We start from the raw sequence: 18,591 nt of genomic DNA on the forward strand, positions 1-18,591 counted from the left end.
CAACGTCCCTCCTCCACCCAATCAAATATAGCAAGATTTTTGAGAAATGGTATAACTAAAGCCTTCTTCCTTCTCTCCTAGATAACTAAAGCCTTCTTCATTCTTCCTTTAAACCCAAATCTCTGTACTCTAAAAAACATAAAAACTGCTATAAAAACGCGCATTGTGCGGAGCGCTAAACGACAGATTTTTTTCTTGAAATAGAAAGCTTTATACCTTTATTTTTCGGTAAAGTATAAATCAAATCAATAGAAAACTGAAAGAGGCTAAAACTAGCTCGAAAGGAAACCATTATTCCCTTCATTTCTAGTTTTAACCTCTTTATCTAATACTCAGCAACAGTATAATTAACTATTCACAAATTGCTAGTCTATGCTAAGTAGACAAAATGACCAAAAATCAGGTCTCAAATTGTAAGCATTCAGCCGTAAGCTAGCCTCCTGGGTCAGAACGGCCTATTACAGAAGAGCTATCCTACTGAATGGGCAGCGAAACACTTTTTCGTATAGGGAATGCTCCGCAAACATGTCGCGTTTGCGTTAGCATTCCGTAGGAAAGCTAAACATTAACAGCTTTCAACCCCTTAGATAAGGAATGAAAAAAATAAACTTCAGTATTTTAACCCTCTAGTTTCATAGGTTGCTATTGATAACTCTTAACTGATAATTAAAATGACCGCCACAGATATAAGTCTCCCAATATTTAACAATCAAAAAAAATCCCTAGACTTAATCTATCGGGATTTCTTAATGCCTGAATTTTGACTTAATGAAATTAACTGAGGTTCCAAAGGTTGAGTTAGGCGACGGTCTTGATAGCTCAACATAAAAGCATCCAATGTCCGTCGGAAATCTTCTCGTGCCTGAAAATGATCCACTCGATTAACTATTTGGCCATTTTCAAACAGAATTAGGGTAGGCAAGGTTCTAAGTTGATATTTACTAGCCAGTTTTAAACTTTCGTCAGCATTCACCCCTACTAGCTTTAATTGGCCATTCCACTCAGATTGAAATTTAACTAATTGGGGGACAATCATTTTACAAAGGCCACACCACGATGCCCAAAAATGAACTAAAACAGGATGAGAGGATTCCAAGACCTCTTCTTTAAAAGTCTTTTCGCTAACTGACAAAACCATGATCCTTGAATCTATATTAATTAAATTTTTTATATCCTGGGATCATGCTACCAGTATACGTTCCCAGTTGCACGGATTAGTAGAGGATGAGCTTGCCAAAATAAAAGGACAAAAATTCCTACCCCAAGGTAAGCCCATCGGAGAAACTCATGCAGCTCTAAGGTTTGACGTCCTTGAATAATTGCCAGAAAAGGAATAACTGATGTTCGAGACTTTAATTTCTTATAAGATTCACCAAAACGCTCCTGAAGTCGGCGATCGCCATGCCAAACTCCAAATAAGTGATGTAAGACAAGGCCAACTGAGGTAACAAGAGTAAAGCTTGTCCCTAACCAAAGAGTGTGGGCAATACACCATATTACTTGGCCTACCATCTGGGGATGGCGGGTAATACGAATAATTCCTGTTTCATAGAGATGGACTTGGGGCTTTTGAATGGCTGCAATTTCTAAGAGATTGAATGTAGAGGGGTATAGGAAAAGGAATGAAATTGCTGATAATATCCAAACTATAGGTTTGACAATTGGGACACCTTGTAGTTGCCATAACTGTAAGCCATCGTAACGGTGATTGAAAAAGTAAACAATCAGAACTACTGCTAGTGGTAGACTGACTAGGGCAAATAAGATGCGATAGAGTCTAGCACCAATTTTGGTTTCTGCCCAGGAACGAAGAGCAGCTAAACCACTATGGGCGATCGCGAAACTCAGCAGTAACCCCAAGATGATCAAATGGCTAGGGGTTAACGAATCATTAGACATGGCCATTATAGAAAATTGGATGGTTGTGCATAGTAATGGTATAGGAAGTGTGGGAAGTGTGGGGAGTGTGGGAAGTGTAGGAAGAAAATAAGATTCTCATCATTACGGCTACAGGAGAACCGAAAATTGATAATAAAAGTTAACTTTTTGAGGATTCCTCCAGTAGTATGCTAAGGGGACGTAAACTGCCAACCCCTTAAATGGGGAAGGAAATATAGTGAGTGTGGAGGCTAATTTGCACAAGAAATTATTTACAGGAGATTGCCAGTAAATGAGGTACATTCTTTAATTTGATAAATCTCCACCATTTTAAAAACTGGTATACAAACTATTTTTGCTGTACCTCATAAACCTGAAATACCCTGTATATAGAACTCGCCAGGACAGTCAGGACATTCTCGCTCCTCTTAAATAGAGTCATAGCAAGAATGTATGGGGGAATAGCCATTTGCCCTGACTGACTTCTGTGAGGAATGTGGAAATCTCAATTTCTAGCTAAGACTTATAGGCTAGCTCTATGCTTCTAGTAAGTTTTAGCCTTAATCCTCAAGATAAGTCTCAGGTACTTTTGTCCTGATTTAGTTTAACCTAAACAGGAAGATCGGAGCTTGATGAACTAATCAGAAAAGACCAGGGGATGAGAAAAAAGGTTGACATGGAGCGTGGAAACATTCTTTCAATCCTTTCCTAAGCTTATACAATAGGCAACTTATAGCAAAAGGCAAAAGTCAGGTTATTGATATTACTTTCTCTCAGTTGTTCCATAAGTTCTCAGGTTATTTTTATGGCTACTGCTATAAAAATCCTTTGAGTTCTATTTAATAAAAAGAGGGAAAAGTGAACAGTTGAGGAAATGAGAATATCGGAAGTGTTTTTCAAACTTTTTCCTCTATTCCTTCCCTCTATACTCTTGACTTCTGAGTTAATATTCCTACCTCCTTATGGAAAAACTTAATCTTGGCAAAGATAGCAAATGGGTTCCTTAACGAAGTCAGAAGTCAGAAGTCAGAACTCAGTAGGAGCGAATGGCCATTTGCCCCTACATAAGTTGTTTTTGTAACGGGGATTTACGCCCTGCTCCAAAGACATTTCCCCTTAAAAAGCGGGGTTGCGCGACCCAATTTTTTTGATCCATAAAACCTGGTTTAATACAGAAAAAGACTATAAATTTAAACTTCTCATCAGTTTCCCACTCTCTTCTTGCTCTCCAACAACCTATAGAGTCAAATCAAAGGCAGTTAGGTCAGCAATTTGTCGATTAGGAAACCCTTTCGGCATCAACTCCCTAAATTTCTTTTTCCTTTAACAATATGTCTGAGCTTCCTTTCACCCTAGACCAATTACGCATTCTCAAAGCCATCGCTGCTGAAGGTAGCTTTAAACGAGCTGCCGATAGTCTGTTTGTTTCTCAACCCGCAGTTAGTTTACAGGTGCAAAACTTAGAACGACAGTTAAATGTTCCCTTATTTGACCGTGGCGGTCGCCGGGCACAATTAACTGAAGCTGGTCATCTACTACTTACTTACGGTGAGAAAATATTATCTCTTTGTCAAGAAACTTGCCGGGCGATCGAAGATTTGCAAAATCTCCAGGGAGGTACTTTAATTGTTGGTGCTTCTCAAACTACTGGCACTTATTTACTACCCCGAATGATAGGGATGTTTAGACAAAAATATCCTGATGTTGCTGTACAGTTGCACGTTCATTCTACTCGTCGTACTGCTTGGAGTGTGGCTAATGGGCAAATAGATTTAGCTATTGTTGGGGGTGAAGTTCCTCCTGAGTTGCAGGAGTCTTTGGAAGTTGTGCCTTATGCTGAAGATGAGCTGGCCTTAATTTTGCCTGTTTCTCATTCCCTGGCCGAAAAGGAGACTATTCAGAAAGATGACTTGTATCACTTAAATTTTATTACTTTGGACTCTCAATCTACTATCCGCAAAGTAATCGATCAAGTATTATCCGAGAGTGGCATTGATACTCGCCGCCTGAAAGTGGAGATGGAACTAAATTCAATTGAGGCAATTAAAAATGCTGTTCAGTCTGGTTTAGGGGTGGCTTTTGTTTCTGTTTCTGCTATTGAAAAAGAATTACAAATTGGGGTTTTAACTACAGCTAAAATAGATCAGATTGTTATTAATAGGATATTATCAGTCATTTATAATCCTAATCGTTATCGTTCTAAGGCAGCAGAGGCTTTTAGTAAGGAAATTTTGCCTTTGTTTTCTAGCTTAAATTTCAACCCAGATCAGATTAAACCTTTATCTAAAGAAATACCTCCTATAGAGGTAGTAACAAATAATATTAATGAAACTTGAATCAGATAAAAGAGGAGTCAGGAGTCAGAATGGTTTGGGCAAATTTATTTTCTACAGTTATTTTAGGTTTAATTTTGCCTACCTATTTATAGCTGAAGTTAGGAGGCGCGAAGTTATATGAAATACTAAAATTTTTGCTATAAATACTTAGGCTGTTTCAAGGAGTCAGGAGTCAGGAGGAATAGCCTATATATCATTTAGTCAAAGTCAAACTCTATTTTTAGTCAAATATTTATAAGTAAAGTATTTTAAGCAGGCAAAATTATTCGTAGCATTCTTTTTTATTTTTATCTTAGATAGGGTAGCCGTCGGATTAGTGATGTATAGAAGTTCAATTCGCAGCAAAGACTATATTTGAGAATTTGAGGATTCAGCCCTAGTAATGTTGACTGCTTTATCTTTATCTTTAATATTACGTTGCTGAATAAATGTATGATTTTACCGAAAAATTGGGTTTAAAGCCTCCCCCTAAAAGGGGGAGTTTGTGTTATGCTAGAAAAAGTGGAAAGGTATTCAACCACTCTAAAAACCTAGCTACTTAATCAGTAGCGCCATTTACCTTGAAAACTGCGGTCAGACCCCGCGTCGCCGTCAGCTCGCTTACGGTGCGACCCCGCGACGACGTTAGCGAAGCTCCTCTGAAAGAGGCAAGTCGCTTGCGGAACGCGCACCAAGAGAGGGAATGCTGACCAAGAGAAGAGTTATGGGGTTTTGCACTCCGAATGCTTGTGTATGGAAAAGCTCTAAGCAACAAGTACCAGAGAACCAAAGTTTTTGGTTTGTTTGAACTGTACCGTAGGGCATACAGGAACAGGCTCTTGAAATAGAGTAAACGCTTGGGGAGAGAACCATCTCTGGCTTAGGTATCGCTTGCGTATCTGATTTAAGTGGACTCATTGAACCAAGAATCCTGTTTTCAGGAGAATCTCCGCGCCTAACAGCCGGAGAGTATGTCAAAGGAGTTAAGTTGGTATTAGGCGATGCCTAGAGGTGTGTGGCACTATTCCCACTCCGATAGTTTCTCTAAAATCTAAAAACTATTACGCAACAGTTAAATTAATCATTAAATTATAGTCATCAGAAGTGAGGCGATGCCTAGAGGTGTGTGGCACTATCCCCACTGCGGTAGTTTCTCTAAAATCTAAAAACTATTACGCAACAGTTAAATTAATAATTGGTATTTATGAAATGGCTAAAAGCTGACTGCTAATATCAAATACGCTTAATTCACTATAAAAAAATCTTCCATCTTCAGGCATTGCCAAATCTTCCTAGCTCTCCCAACACTCCTTATCTAAATTACACCAATATTACCGGATTTGATATAATAGTTTGTTGCGGAGCATTCCGGCAAAATGTTTACATTGTTATTTTCTCCTGATTCCTGACTCTTTAAAAGCATATTTGAAGACCTGAAATATCTAAGCAAATATATTTAATTAATTCCTTCACAAAAAAAGCTGATTGGTGACTGCTAATAGCTGAAAGCTAACATTATCAATTATGCAAAGTTTTCACATAACTCATAACTTCTGGAAAAAACATCAAAAAATCTGACTCAATTTCAGAATAATTTTGCATCAGCTCATTAACAGCAGTAGCCAAATTATTTTCCCTCTTCAAACGTTTAGATAAGCGCACAAAGGTTAAGTTAATTCCTGATATATTTTTGTAGGAAACAAGCCAATTCTCAGATATGATTCTCGGCAATATTTTTTTTAACTTCTCAGGTAAAATTTCCTGATTATCCTTCAAAATAAGATAGATTTTTTGTACAAAAACATCTAAGTTTTCATGGGAAAATAAATTCCAGTGATTTGCCAGAAAATGGTCGTAACAAATATCAATAATTATTCCTGCTAAACGTCTATGGCTACTGCTAATCCGATTTTTACTTCTCAAATATATTGGATGAGTATCGGTAAAACAATCAACTTGACGATGGGTTTTGATTCCCACGAGAATTTCATGGCTATAAATAGTTTCATATTTTTCTAGATAACCTTTTACAAAGTCGCCTAGTAGATTTCCTATTTGTGATTCGGGAGTATTTTTTGCTAAAAGTAAATGAGCTAAATAGTTCATAAATAGATAGTTTGTAAGCATTCAGCCGTCAGCTATCAGCTATCAGCTATTTTTAGGTAAATTATAAATATTACTAGGTTTTCTAATTAATTTGAGATAGTTCCTATATTCTATATCTTAAGAAAAGATTAATAGACTGTTTGTAAAATAAGTATTAAGAAAAAAGTTTCACAACTCAATCAACTAGCTTGAATAAGGCAAGGGATTGAAATAACTCTAGAGAGAGAGGAGGTATGACTATTCATCCTTAATCAGTTAGTTGTGAAGTTCCTGATAACAAATAATTGTTTTTTGCCTCCATACCTCCATACCTGTTCCCTCCATACCTGTTCCCTATCTTCTCTTTTCATATTTCCTGATACATTCAACCTCTAAATTATCTAAGGGATATTGATATAACAACCAATCTTTATAGAAATTAGTTAGAGATAATGATTGACGTTAGAGGACAATACAATATAAAATAAATCCAAATCCTGATGATTAAATTGCCTTAGATTTTTCTTAAAATCCCTGATAAATTAAGTGGGTTTTGTAAAATGGCAAACAGTTTAAAATCTAAATTACCGAAGCTAAATTCTGAGTCTACTCTCCGAGAATTACCACTGATTGATTTTCAAGTAAGTCCAATGACGTCAGTAGAATTAGTTTCATCTCAGTTTAATGAACAACTTGACTTACCTGGAGTTATAGTTGTCTCTGAGCAAAAGTTTCTTGGCATGGTTTCTCGAAGTTACTTTCACGAACAAATGAGTTCTCCATACGGTAGAGAATTGTTTATTAAACGACCAATTGAATATTTTTTGAAGGCAACTAAAAACTATGATAATTGTTTAATATTACCTGCTGAAGAAAAAATTAACTTAGCTCTACAAATAGCACTAAATCGTTCTGAAGAAAATATTTATGAGCCGATAGTCGTTCAATTTATTAACAAAAAAAAATCTGATTTTTATATATATTTTTTGCTAAATTTTCAAACTTTGATTACCGCTCAGTCTCATATACTTAAAGACGTAAACGATCAGTTATATCGTTACAAAAACAATGCTAAAAATTATTTAATACAGCTCAAAAATCAACAATATAAACTCCAGCAAAATACAAAAGCATTACAAATCCAGAAACAAGAAATTTTAGCTAGAAATAAGCTCTTGGAAAAACAGCAAAATGCACTAATTACTCAATCACAACAAATTAATAATCTTAACCAAAGAATAAAAGAAATTTCTGGTTTAATGTCTCAGGAGGGAAAAAAAGCATTTAATACCACATTTGATGCAGTACAAACAATTAATAAAAACATGAATGAAATCGTTAATATTGGTCAGTTATTTACAAATGACCTGAAGCTAATTAATTCTACATCAAATCAAATTGAAACAGTTAGTCAACAGGCAAAACATTTAGCGATACAAGCTGCAATAGTTGCTGGTCATTCAAGTTCTGAGCTTGGTGGTTTTAGCCATATAACTAATGAAATTGGAAAGTTGGTTAGTGAAACATCAGAAGCTGGTCGTCAAATGAACCAAGTAGCTGATAACTTGATTATGAAAATTTCCGAACTGAATAATTTGACTGAAACTGGTAAAGATACTGCTAAGTATCTAGTAGAAAATAATCAGCGTTCCGAGAAAATATTAGATGAGTTGGAAGTCTTAATTCAACAACCAAGTTTGGAGAAAAATGTAGTTAATTCATCTTCAGTTATACATCCTATAAGTAGTAAAGTTACTAAGGTTTTTCAAGAACATCTAAATCAAGACAATCAAGACAAAAATTTAGTTAATAACCCTGAAGAAAAGTTTGATGAACAAGATACAAATATTGCTGAATTGCCAGAATTGAATAACAAGAAAGAGAAAGAAAAATTATTAAAACAAATTAATTCTACTTTGAATTTAAGAAATCTGAATACTGAGTCAGATTAAATTGATAAAAAATGACTATAGCAGTTTTCATGTTTTTTAGAGTACAGAGATTTGGGTTTAAAGGAAGAAGTAAGAAGGAAGAAGTTTTGTAGTCTACCTTTGTGAAAACCGCTATATTTCTATATTAATCCTATTTTATTCATGGCAAAAATCTTACTAATTTTTAGGGAACAGGCAAAAGGGAACAGTCGGGATTTTCAGTTTGTTTATTTACTTTTTTATTTGTTAAGACCTATTTAGGATTGCTATATAGACAAAATAGCAAAAAAAATTAAAATATAACTACTATATTAATGAAAAAGACACAAATAATTGTTGCTCCAAATCACTTTATTTATCAAGATAAAAAAGTATACTATCTACACCTTGAAGTTGTAGATAATCAAGCAACTGCATATTTATACTGCAAAAATAATGAAACAGTTAGTCGAGCTGTTTATATGGATAAAACTCAATTAGAAGGACTTTGTAAAATCAAAGAAGTGATGACCTTACGACAGCGAACAGTTATAGATATTGCACCTATCCTAGAAGCACACAATTGGCAGGTACTTCCTAATAATTAGGGTTGGCTGAAAAAGTATTCTTTAAGGAGTAGGGGAGTAGGGGAGTAGGGGAGTAGGGGAGTAGTAATTTTTTTGCTATACTCTTGCCAAAAATACGCTCCTTTTTGATTTTTCGGGAACCGTGCATTAAGATATGAAAAGCTGGTACTTTTTAGCAACCCAAAAAGGCTCAAACTTTAATCTGTAAATACTTTTATATTTAATCAGCAGAGCAATAATTCAAAGCTGATAGCTGATAGCTGATAGCTGATAGCTGACTGCTGAATGCTTACAAAATAATTAATTAGGGTTGGCTGAAAAAGTATTTTTTAAGGAGTAGGGGAGCGGGGGAGTAATTTTTTTCCCAACTCTTGCCAAAAATACGCTCCTTTTTGATTTTTCGGGAACCGTGCATTAAGAGCTGAAAACCTGGTACTTTTTAGCAACCCAAAAAGGCTCAAACTTTAATCTGTAAATACTTTTATATTTAATCAGCAGAGCAATAATTCAAAGCTGATAGCTGATAGCTGATAGCTGAGTGCTGAATGCTTACTTATTTCAGCTTTTTTCTTGACTTATCCAATCATTAATCATCTGAGGACAACTAGCTAAAGATTCTGCTAAAGATGCAAATTCTACCAAAGGTAATGGACGATTAAATACATAACCTTGAAGTTCATCACATTTATTTTTAACTAAAAAAGCCAATTCTTTTTCAGTTTCAACTCCTTCAGCGATGACTCGCATATTTAGTTTATGAGCCATTGAAATAATTGCTGATGTTATAACTTGATTGGTAGAATTAAGATTAATATTTCTAATAAATTTTTGATTTATTTTGATAGAATCAATAGGAAATTTTTCCAGATAACTTAAGGAAGAATAACCTGTACCAAAATCATCTATAGCAATTTGAATACCTAAAGTTTTTAAACCATGTAAACTTCGCATAGCTGTTGTTTGATTTGTAATCAATATACTTTCATTAATATCTAGCTCGACATAATTAGGAGCTAGACCACTATTTAAAAGAACTTTAACTAATCTTTGGCGTAAATCTAATTGATTTAATTGGCGAGCAGATATATTAACTCCTACTCGTATTTTTCCTAACCCAATATCTTGCAAAGCCTTAACATCTTCACAAGCACTTTTCAAAACAAATTCTCCTATTGCTTCAATTAATCCTATTTCTTCTGCTAATGGTAAAAAGTGTCCGGGTAATATGATAGAACCATCAGAAGTTTGCCAACGTATTAGAGCTTCAGCACCAACAATTTGACCTGTTTTTAAATTAACTATTGGTTGGTAGTAAATTTTAAATTGTTTATTTGACAAAGCTGAATATAAATCATTCTCTAACTTTAATGTATTAGTATTTTGATGTTTGCCTGCTTCTTTGTAAAAATTATATTGATTATCTCCCTGTATTCGACTATATTCCATAGCATTCCTCGCTTTTAAAAGTAATTCTCCAAGTGCCTGACTATCAACAGGATAAAAAGTAATTCCGGCATTAGCACTAATCAAAAATTTTTGTTGGTTTAATACATAAGGTTTAGTAAATTGCTCTAAAATATTTTGGATGATAACTTTAGTTTCAGTTTTATTATTAACTGGCTCTAATATAATTACCAACTCATCTGTATTTAACCGAGCAATAATACTGCCTTTACTAATAAATTTATTAATTCTTTTAACTATAGATTTAATTAATATATCGCCCCACTCGTATCCTAAATTATTGATGCGCTTGAAGCGATTAATACCTAAACAAACTACAGGAATAGTTGGCGTACAATCTTTGTCTGGTTGAGATTTTTTTTCCTGAAAATTGTCGATTTTACTAACAACTTTAGCAAACTTATCTGATAGGACGATCCGATTTGTAAAAGAAGTTATCTCCTCTTGATTTGTTAACCGATCGAGCTGATTTTTTACCTCTTCAATTTCCTTAATATAGGATGATTCTACTACTTGTTCACTTTGATGTTTTTGCAGAGCAATCTCAATTATAGTTCTTAAAGCTTGAGGTTTAAATGGCTTGACTAAGTAACCATAAGGTTCGGTTAATTTTGCCCGCCCCAATGTATCATCATCTGCATAAGCAGTCATATAAATAACAGGTATTTTTAATTCAGACCGAATATGTCCAGCAGCTTCGATACCATCTAAATCTCCTTGAAGCATAATATCCATTAGCACTAAATTAGGATGGTTTTCTGTCGCAGCTTGAATAGCTTCTTCACCAGAGTCTACAATTCCAATTACTTCATATCCTAATTTTTTAAGATTTCTAGCAATATTTTCTGCTGCAATTAGCTCGTCTTCAACAACTAAAATTTTAGTGGGAGATTTGGGAGTATTTTGATTAACATTCATAAAATTTTACCTATATAACCTGGATAATTTCTAGCGGTTTTCACAAAACTAGATTACAAAAAAAGATAAGTATGTTTAAATTTGATAAGTTACAGCTCTGATATTTGTATTCTATGTTAATGAAAACCACTATTATTGTATCAATATGCAATATGTAGATTATACCATGATATAATCTCTTACCGAAATATTCTGGTTTAAAGCCTCCCCTTTTAAGGGGGTAATAAATAAAAATTTTCCTATTCGTCAATCCTCTTCTTTTCAAGGAGAGGTAATTCTAAATTCTTAATTCTTAATTCTTAATTCTTGAATACTACCTAGGGCTTGCTGATTAAATATAACAGCCTTGACAGATAAAGCTATTAGCATTTTTATATCTGGAAAAAGTACGAACTTTTAGGTAAAAAAGGTTCAAAAATTTAGAATTTTTGCTCAATATTTAGAGAAAAATCAAGGGATTATTCTTCCTACTACCTCTTATAAAAATTCCCAAAAGTAATGCTATACTTAGGGAACACTTCAGCTATTAAGTAAGTAATACATAATAAACACTTTTTTGCTAATTTGAAGTAATTTACCATTAATTATGATTATGTTTACTTCTCCCCTACTCCCCTACTCCCCTACTCAAGTAAATATAGAAAAGTTTTTGAGAAATGGTATTATGAGTTCCCCATTTCTCCTGACTCCTGACTCCTGATATACAATCTGGATAATTACTATAGCTTGCGTCCGCAGCGACTGGAACGGAGTGGAAGGTTTGCGGAGCATTCCGGAACGGATAGCAATCTCTTAAATCTCTGAGATTGCTTCCTATCGTCGCTGCGGACAACTGTTCTACCGAATTTTATATGACTCCTGACTCCTACCACTACTAAAAGACTTTTTCAGCAAGCCCTACCTATCTCCCCAAAAGTTTCAATATTTATGGTTAAGGAATAGATTAAAAGACTGTTTGTCAAATAAGTATTAAGAAAAAAGTTTCACAACTCAATCAACTAGCTTGAATAAGGCAAGGGATTGATATAACTCTACAGAGAGAGGAGGTATGACTATTCATACTTAATCAGTTAGTTGTGAAGTTCTTGATAACAAATAACTGTTTTTTTGCCTATTCCCTATTCCCTGTTCCCTATCTTATTTTTTCAGATTTCCTGATACATTCAACCTCTAAAATCTAGGTTTGTACTTAAGAGGAGAAAATTTTAAATTAACCACTGTACCCTGACTACCATCAAACTCTATTTCAGCTTTTAATTGTCTAGAGAGAATTCGCACTAACTTTAAACCTAAAGAAGAAGTATTCTGCCAATCAAAATCAGCGGGTATTCCAATACCATTATCTCGAATTGTAAGGTAAATTTTTTCCTGTTCATCTTGATGTAATTCCAGACCAATTTCTCCATTTTTACCATTAGGGAAAGCATATTTTAAAGAATTAGTTACTAATTCATTAATTATTAAACCACAAGGAATAGCTGTTTCTAAATTTAGACTTATAGGTTCTACATTAATTATCGGATTAATTATACTTTCTCTGCTAATGTAGGAACATAATAAATTATCCATCAGAGTATGAATATATTCAGTAAAATCAATTTGTCCTAAATCTTTTGACTGATAGAGTTGTTCATGGATCAGAGCCATTGTTTGAATCCTATTTTGGCTATCAGCAAATAATTCCAGAACTTTTTCATCCTCAATATAATCTGACTGTAAATCTAATAAATTAGAAATAATGTGTAGGTTATTCTTAACTCGGTGATGAATTTCTTTGAGCAAAACCTCTTTTTCCTGAAGAGAATTTTGGATTTGTGCTTCTGCTTCTTTACGATCGCTAATATCAATACAACTACCAATATAACCAGCAAAACTATTATTCAGATTAAATCTTGGCACCCCAGTATCAAAAACCCAACGATATTCACCATCTGCTCTTCTCAAGCGATATTCAATGGTAAAAGGTTGGCGGTTATAACAACTTGCTTGATAAGTTTCCAGATAATTTTCCAAATCTTCAGGGTGGATACCCTGTTGCCAACCTTTACCTATTTCTTCTTCTAAACTACGCCCAGTAAAATTTAACCAGGTTTGATTAAAATAGCTAAAAAGGCAACCCTTTCCGCACTCGGACATCCAAATAAATACTGGAGCGCTATCTGCCATCATCCGAAAGCGTTGTTCGCTTTCCCGGAGTGCTAACTCTGCTTCCTGATATTCTAAAGCACTAACAAAAATCTCACCGATAATGGTTAACAGATTAATTGTAGAATCTGTCCACTTAGATAATTGACTAATTGCATCGAACCGCACAAAACCAATTAATTCAGTTCCAGAAACCATAGGGATACATAACAAAGATTGAATTGACTGTGCTGATAGAATTTGTTTTTCAGTGCTTGCTTCTAGAGGTAAATTCGAGACTAGAGGTATATGCACTACGTCAAATTTATAGAGTTTATCCATTAACCATGGTAAATCATTTATGGGAAGATTGTGTAGAGTTTCAACTTTAGCTTCTATCCCTGGAGCAAACCACTGATAGGTATTCGTAATTTTAGTTTGATCGCTACTTACTAAAAATAGATAACTACTATCTGCACCTATTAACTCACCAACTTGTTGTAATGCCATTTGCAGACTGTTATCAACTTGGTTAGGATTAAGATTAATAAAGCTAGTAGAGATAGTGGAAACCAGTTTTTCCAATTCTAGTTGTTGCTGGAGAATTACTTCTGCTGCTTTGCGAGCGCTGATATCTGTATGAGTACAAATCATTCTCACTGGTTTACCAGTCTCATCTCTGACTACTACTTTACCATAAGTTGCTATCCACTTCCATCCCCCAGATTTAGTTCTTAGTCGATAGTCGAAAGCAAAAATAAATGAACTATCTTCTAAGTGCAGATGCAAAGCATCCATTATCCAATCTTTATCTTCCGGATGAATTAGCATTTCCCAAGTGTTAAAATTCCCAGGTAGATCGCGTTCCTCGTACCCTAACATTTCTAACCATCGGGAACTGTAATAACATTTCCCTGTGGAAATATTCCAATCCCATAAACCATCTCCTGAAGTTTCTAATGCAAGTTGCAGTCGTTCTTGAATCAGTTGTAGCTTTGTGTCTACCACTCGATCTTCACTAATGTCTTCTGCTATTCGAGCTATTCTATAAACTTCCCCTGCTTGATTTTTAATGGGAAACCCACGAACCAAAATCCAACGTATTTCTCCGTTAGGTAGTACAATACGATATTCTTGTTCTGCTTGTGTTTCCAGGGAATTTGCTAAAGTCTTCGCTACTTTCGGGCGATCTTCTGGATGAACAGCATCTAGAAAAGAGTCTGGTGATGCGTATAACTCATCGCAGCTATAACCCCAATTTTTTTCATAACTAGGAGAAACATAAATAATTTGATTATTTTGCGCATCTTGTATCCAGAAAATACTGTTAATATTTTCTGCTATTTGATTAAACTTCTCTTCACTTTCTCGTAATGCTATTTCTGTTTGTTTGCGTTCCGTAATATCTAAAACTGTGCCGAAAAGTTTGATTACTTTACCTTCCTCATTAAAAATAGGTTCTCCACTAATTAATATATGTTTTACTGTAGCATCGGGGCATAATATTCTTTGCTCAATTTTTAAGCTTTTACCTTGGTTAATTGCTGAATCAATTGCTTTTTCTATTGTTGGTAAATCATCAGGATGAACTAAATTAAAATAATCTTCTCTAGTTAAAACATTTGATGGGAAAGGTAAACCCAAAATACCATATAGTTGTTCTGAACATCTAAACTCATCTGTCGTTAAATCATTTTCCCAAGTTCCCATACCAGCAAATTTTTCAGCTTCTACTAATTGTCTTTGATTAATAAAAAGCTGTTCTATAGATTGTTTTTCATCTGTAATATCTCGTACCACTGCATAGATTAAATTTTCTGTTAAAAAAGGAACGCTATTCCAAGCTAACCATCTATAACAACCATCTTTTGTGCGAAAACGATTCTGGAAATTAAAAGCTGTAGCACTCTCAGAAATCTTTTTTGTTTCTGCAATAGTAATATTTTTGTCTTCTGAATGTACAAATTCAAGATAAGGTAGTGCTAATAATTCTTCTATACTATAACCTAAAATTATTGACCAACTGGAATTAAGCTGTTTAAAATAACCGTCAGTACCAACAATTGCTAATAAATCAACAGAAAGATTAAAAAAATTGCTTTCTTGAAAGTTATTTTTTAGACGCTCATTTATCTGCTTAAAGGATTCTGCTAAATCTTCTATTTCGGTAAACTTAACTATCTTTTGATTTAAGGATAAATCCTCTTCAGCAATATTACTTTTTTGAGTAGCCTTTAATAATTTGTATATTGGTTGAGTTATCCAGCGAGATATTAACACAGCTAAGTAAGTAGCTATAATTATTGTTAATAAACAAAACAAGATAATCAGTTTAGTATTTCCATTAATTTGTGCCATAAATTCTGATTCTGACAGAGCTACTACAATCAACCAATCTAAGTCATTTTTATTTTGCCAGGGGATTAACTCTACAAAATATTGTTTACCTTGAAATTGCAATTCTAATTGTTTGTTTTGTTCTAATTGATTAAAACTGCTTGATTTTTCTAGCGATTTATTTATTATTTCTTGGATTTTAGTAATAGGTAATTGCTTGTCTGTAATCTCAATTTCAGACTCTGATGTTTCAGTCAAAGAACTAGCTACAATTGACCCAGATTTTTCAATAATATAAATCACAGCAGATTGACTAATATTGACTTTTTGCAGTAATTTATCAATCTCTAAAATAGATAACTCAACTGCTAATATTCCAATCAAACTATTATTCTGGTTATAAACCGGATAACTAACTGAGATAGCAAATAATTCTTCTGAATCATCGTCATTATAAATCTTATTCCAGACAGGTTTACCTGCTTTAACTGCATCTTGATACCAACTTTCAGTTTGATAATTCTCTTCGTAACTTTTAGATGTTTCTGTAATATTCCCTTCCGAATATATGGCAGATTCCATGACAATTTTTGAATTAGATTTAGTTATTAATCTAATTACCAAACTATTATCATTATTTCTCTTAACTCCCACAAATTCGCCATTGGTAGTGCCAAAATCAATTTGATTAACATTAAACTGTTTAATTTGCTGCAAAAACAAACTTCTTGTATCAGTTAAATCATTAAAATTTAGTAACCCCAATTTAATTAAATCTTGGTTAACTTGATATATTGTATTAGGAGCGTCTAAATAATTATCCAAATCCTGAGTAACATTATGACCAATTTTAATCTTAAATTCAGTTGCTAATTGTTTAACTAAACTGCGTTCTTTTTGTAATAATGCCCAACCGAAACATCCAACTGTAATATATATCGGAGTAATCAAAAATATGAACCAAACAAATCGTAATGACACTTGAGGATTTTTCGAGAAAATAATATTTTCTGAAATTATAGCATTGCTCAGTTTTTTTATCAGCCTTTTCATTGGTAAAATCACCATTATTTTTACCTAAACTATTATGAATTTAAGGAAGAAGGAAGAAGGCAGAAGGCAGAAGGCAGAATGGTTAGAGAGAAATTTGAAAACTGGACTTTTCATAACCGATAACATCGGTATTATATAGGGAAGGTAAGGAAGAAAGAAGAAGTTTTAAAATAAAGAAAAACTCTAAGATAAGGTAGATATTTCTCCAATTTTTATACAAACAAACGATACCAACGGAAATTATATCATTCCTGATTATTATAGTAGTAGTAGTAGAGTATCTAGCTTTAAAATGTGGCTAAATTTGAGTTATATCATGTCCGCTGGTATCGGAGCGTGTAAAAGTTGGGTAAATATTTACCTAATTTAAGGTTTTTCCTTTTTTTCTTCCTTCTCTCCTAGATAACTAAAGCCTTCTTTCTTCGACATGAACATTGTTAATTGCTGAATTTTCTTCTTTTATATTCCTTTTGCCTGAAAACAATATAATAATTACTAGATTTAACTTTATTATTATAATAATTCTTAATTATCTCTAAGTTAAAAATAATTGTATCTTCTCCTATTCCCTATTCCCTATTCAATGATAATTAATTAGGGCTTGCTGATTAAATATCAAAGCATTGACGGATAAAGGTTTGAGCAATTTTACGTCTCGAAAAAGTACCAGGTTTTTCGTTGATAAAGCGGAAAAAGTGAGCATTTTGGGTAGATTATGGCAGAAAAATCACTCTTACTATTCTTCCTCCTGCCTCCTCTATAATTCCCATTCCTCCTGACTCCTGTACGGGCGTTAACGATAGTTATGCGAAGCTAACGGCCGTTTCGCTGCGCGACATGAAACGCCCCTACGACTCCTGACTCCTACCCTCACCCATAAGAATTTTTCAGCAAACCCTAATTAACTTTTTGAATCAACACAAACTCGATTGCGCCCTTGAGATTTAGCCTCATAAAGTGCTAAATCTGCTTTCCTAATCAAATCGCTAATTTGAGATTCAGAATTATCTTTCCGGAGGCATGATTTTCTAGTAGCAATTCCACAACTAATTGTGACACAATTAATAACTTTTGAACCCTGATGAGGAATAGCAGCATCTTTAATACTTTGACGAATTTTTTCGGCAATATGAACTGCCCCTTCCCTATTTGTTTCTGGCAAAACAATTACAAATTCTTCACCACCATAACGAGCTACTAAATCAGCAGGACGACTAACATTATGAATAATAATATCAGCAACTTTCCTTAAACAAGTGTCTCCTGCTGGATGGCCATAAGTATCATTATAAGCTTTAAAAAAATCTACATCACATATTATAATTGATAATGGTAAATCATTTCTATTAGCACGTTTCCACTCAGTTTCTATAAACCGATCAAAGTGGCGACGATTAGCAATCATTGTTAAACTATCCACAGAAGCTAAACGCTCCAATTCTTGGTTTGCTTTTTCCAATTTTTCAGTCAACATTTGCTGTTTTTCTACTTGTCGTCGTAGTTCACTCATTGCCCATTGAATTTCTAATAAGCGTCGAACCCGTTGACGTAAAACTGCCCAATGAATAGGTTTAGTCACATAATCTGTTGCCCCTACTTGGAATGCTAAATCAACAGAAGCTTGGTCATCAAGCACTGTAATCATTAATACTGGTGGACTATTTTCTCCTAATAGTTGATGTAATTTACCACAACAAGTAAAGCCATCCATTCCTGGCATCATTGCATCAAGTAATATCATATTTGCTAATTGTTTTTGACAAATTTCTAAGCATTCTTCTCCATTATTTGCTTCAATAACTTGATAACCATCTTTCTCCAATATACGGCGTAATATTAGTCGAATAGTTTTTTCATCATCAACTACCAATATTCGTGGTGGTACAGTCCAAAAATCTGGCTTAATCATCTTATGAATTT

Annotated in this window: 9 protein-coding genes; 3 read left to right on the forward strand and 6 right to left on the reverse strand. The window is 34.0% G+C overall.

Going from position 1 to position 18,591, the window contains the following annotated elements; all coding sequences use genetic code 11:
- Positions 1-733 precede the first annotated feature (733 nt).
- Complete coding sequence (locus tag ACP6PK_RS21035; protein ID WP_094673486.1) at positions 734-1,138, reverse strand: thioredoxin family protein; 405 nt, start codon at positions 1,136-1,138, stop codon at positions 734-736.
- A 47-nt stretch (positions 1,139-1,185) separates the two neighbouring features.
- Positions 1,186-1,899: an NnrU family protein gene (locus ACP6PK_RS21040; RefSeq protein WP_426562341.1), complete on the reverse strand. Its 714-nt coding sequence runs from the start codon at positions 1,897-1,899 to the stop codon at positions 1,186-1,188.
- A 1,310-nt stretch (positions 1,900-3,209) separates the two neighbouring features.
- Between ACP6PK_RS21040 and ACP6PK_RS21045 the strand changes: the two genes are divergently transcribed.
- Positions 3,210-4,214, forward strand: a complete 1,005-nt coding sequence (locus tag ACP6PK_RS21045) for a LysR family transcriptional regulator (protein ID WP_426562343.1) — start codon at positions 3,210-3,212, stop codon at positions 4,212-4,214.
- Positions 4,215-5,711: 1,497 nt separating this feature from the next.
- Here the strand turns inward: ACP6PK_RS21045 and ACP6PK_RS21050 are convergent.
- Positions 5,712-6,299, reverse strand: a complete 588-nt coding sequence (locus ACP6PK_RS21050) for an acyl carrier protein phosphodiesterase (RefSeq protein ID WP_094671958.1) — start codon at positions 6,297-6,299, stop codon at positions 5,712-5,714.
- Between the two features lie 539 nt (positions 6,300-6,838).
- Between ACP6PK_RS21050 and ACP6PK_RS21055 the strand changes: the two genes are divergently transcribed.
- Positions 6,839-8,230 (forward strand): hypothetical protein, encoded by a 1,392-nt coding sequence (locus ACP6PK_RS21055; protein WP_426562345.1) that lies wholly within the window; start codon positions 6,839-6,841, stop codon positions 8,228-8,230.
- Between the two features lie 293 nt (positions 8,231-8,523).
- Positions 8,524-8,796, forward strand: a complete 273-nt coding sequence (locus tag ACP6PK_RS21060; protein ID WP_426562347.1) for a hypothetical protein — start codon at positions 8,524-8,526, stop codon at positions 8,794-8,796.
- A gap of 537 nt (positions 8,797-9,333) precedes the next feature.
- On the opposite strand, the gene ACP6PK_RS21065 is transcribed toward ACP6PK_RS21060, so the two are convergent.
- The 3 genes from ACP6PK_RS21065 to ACP6PK_RS21075 form a co-directional block, all read right to left on the reverse strand.
- The gene (locus ACP6PK_RS21065; RefSeq protein WP_426562349.1) at positions 9,334-11,157 is read right to left on the reverse strand and encodes a putative bifunctional diguanylate cyclase/phosphodiesterase; all 1,824 of its coding nucleotides are present in this window, start codon (positions 11,155-11,157) and stop codon (positions 9,334-9,336) included.
- A 1,170-nt stretch (positions 11,158-12,327) separates the two neighbouring features.
- A complete protein-coding gene (locus ACP6PK_RS21070; protein ID WP_426562351.1) occupies positions 12,328-16,671 on the reverse strand; it encodes a PAS domain-containing protein in 4,344 nt (1,447 codons plus the stop codon).
- 901 nt (positions 16,672-17,572) lie between these two features.
- The gene (locus ACP6PK_RS21075) at positions 17,573-18,580 is read right to left on the reverse strand and encodes a GGDEF domain-containing response regulator (protein WP_426562353.1); all 1,008 of its coding nucleotides are present in this window, start codon (positions 18,578-18,580) and stop codon (positions 17,573-17,575) included.
- Between the last annotated feature and the right edge of the window lie 11 nt (positions 18,581-18,591).

The organism is Dapis hubbardiae BLCC-M172 (assembly GCF_050016015.1).
GTDB lineage: Bacteria > Cyanobacteriota > Cyanobacteriia > Cyanobacteriales > Microcoleaceae > Trichodesmium.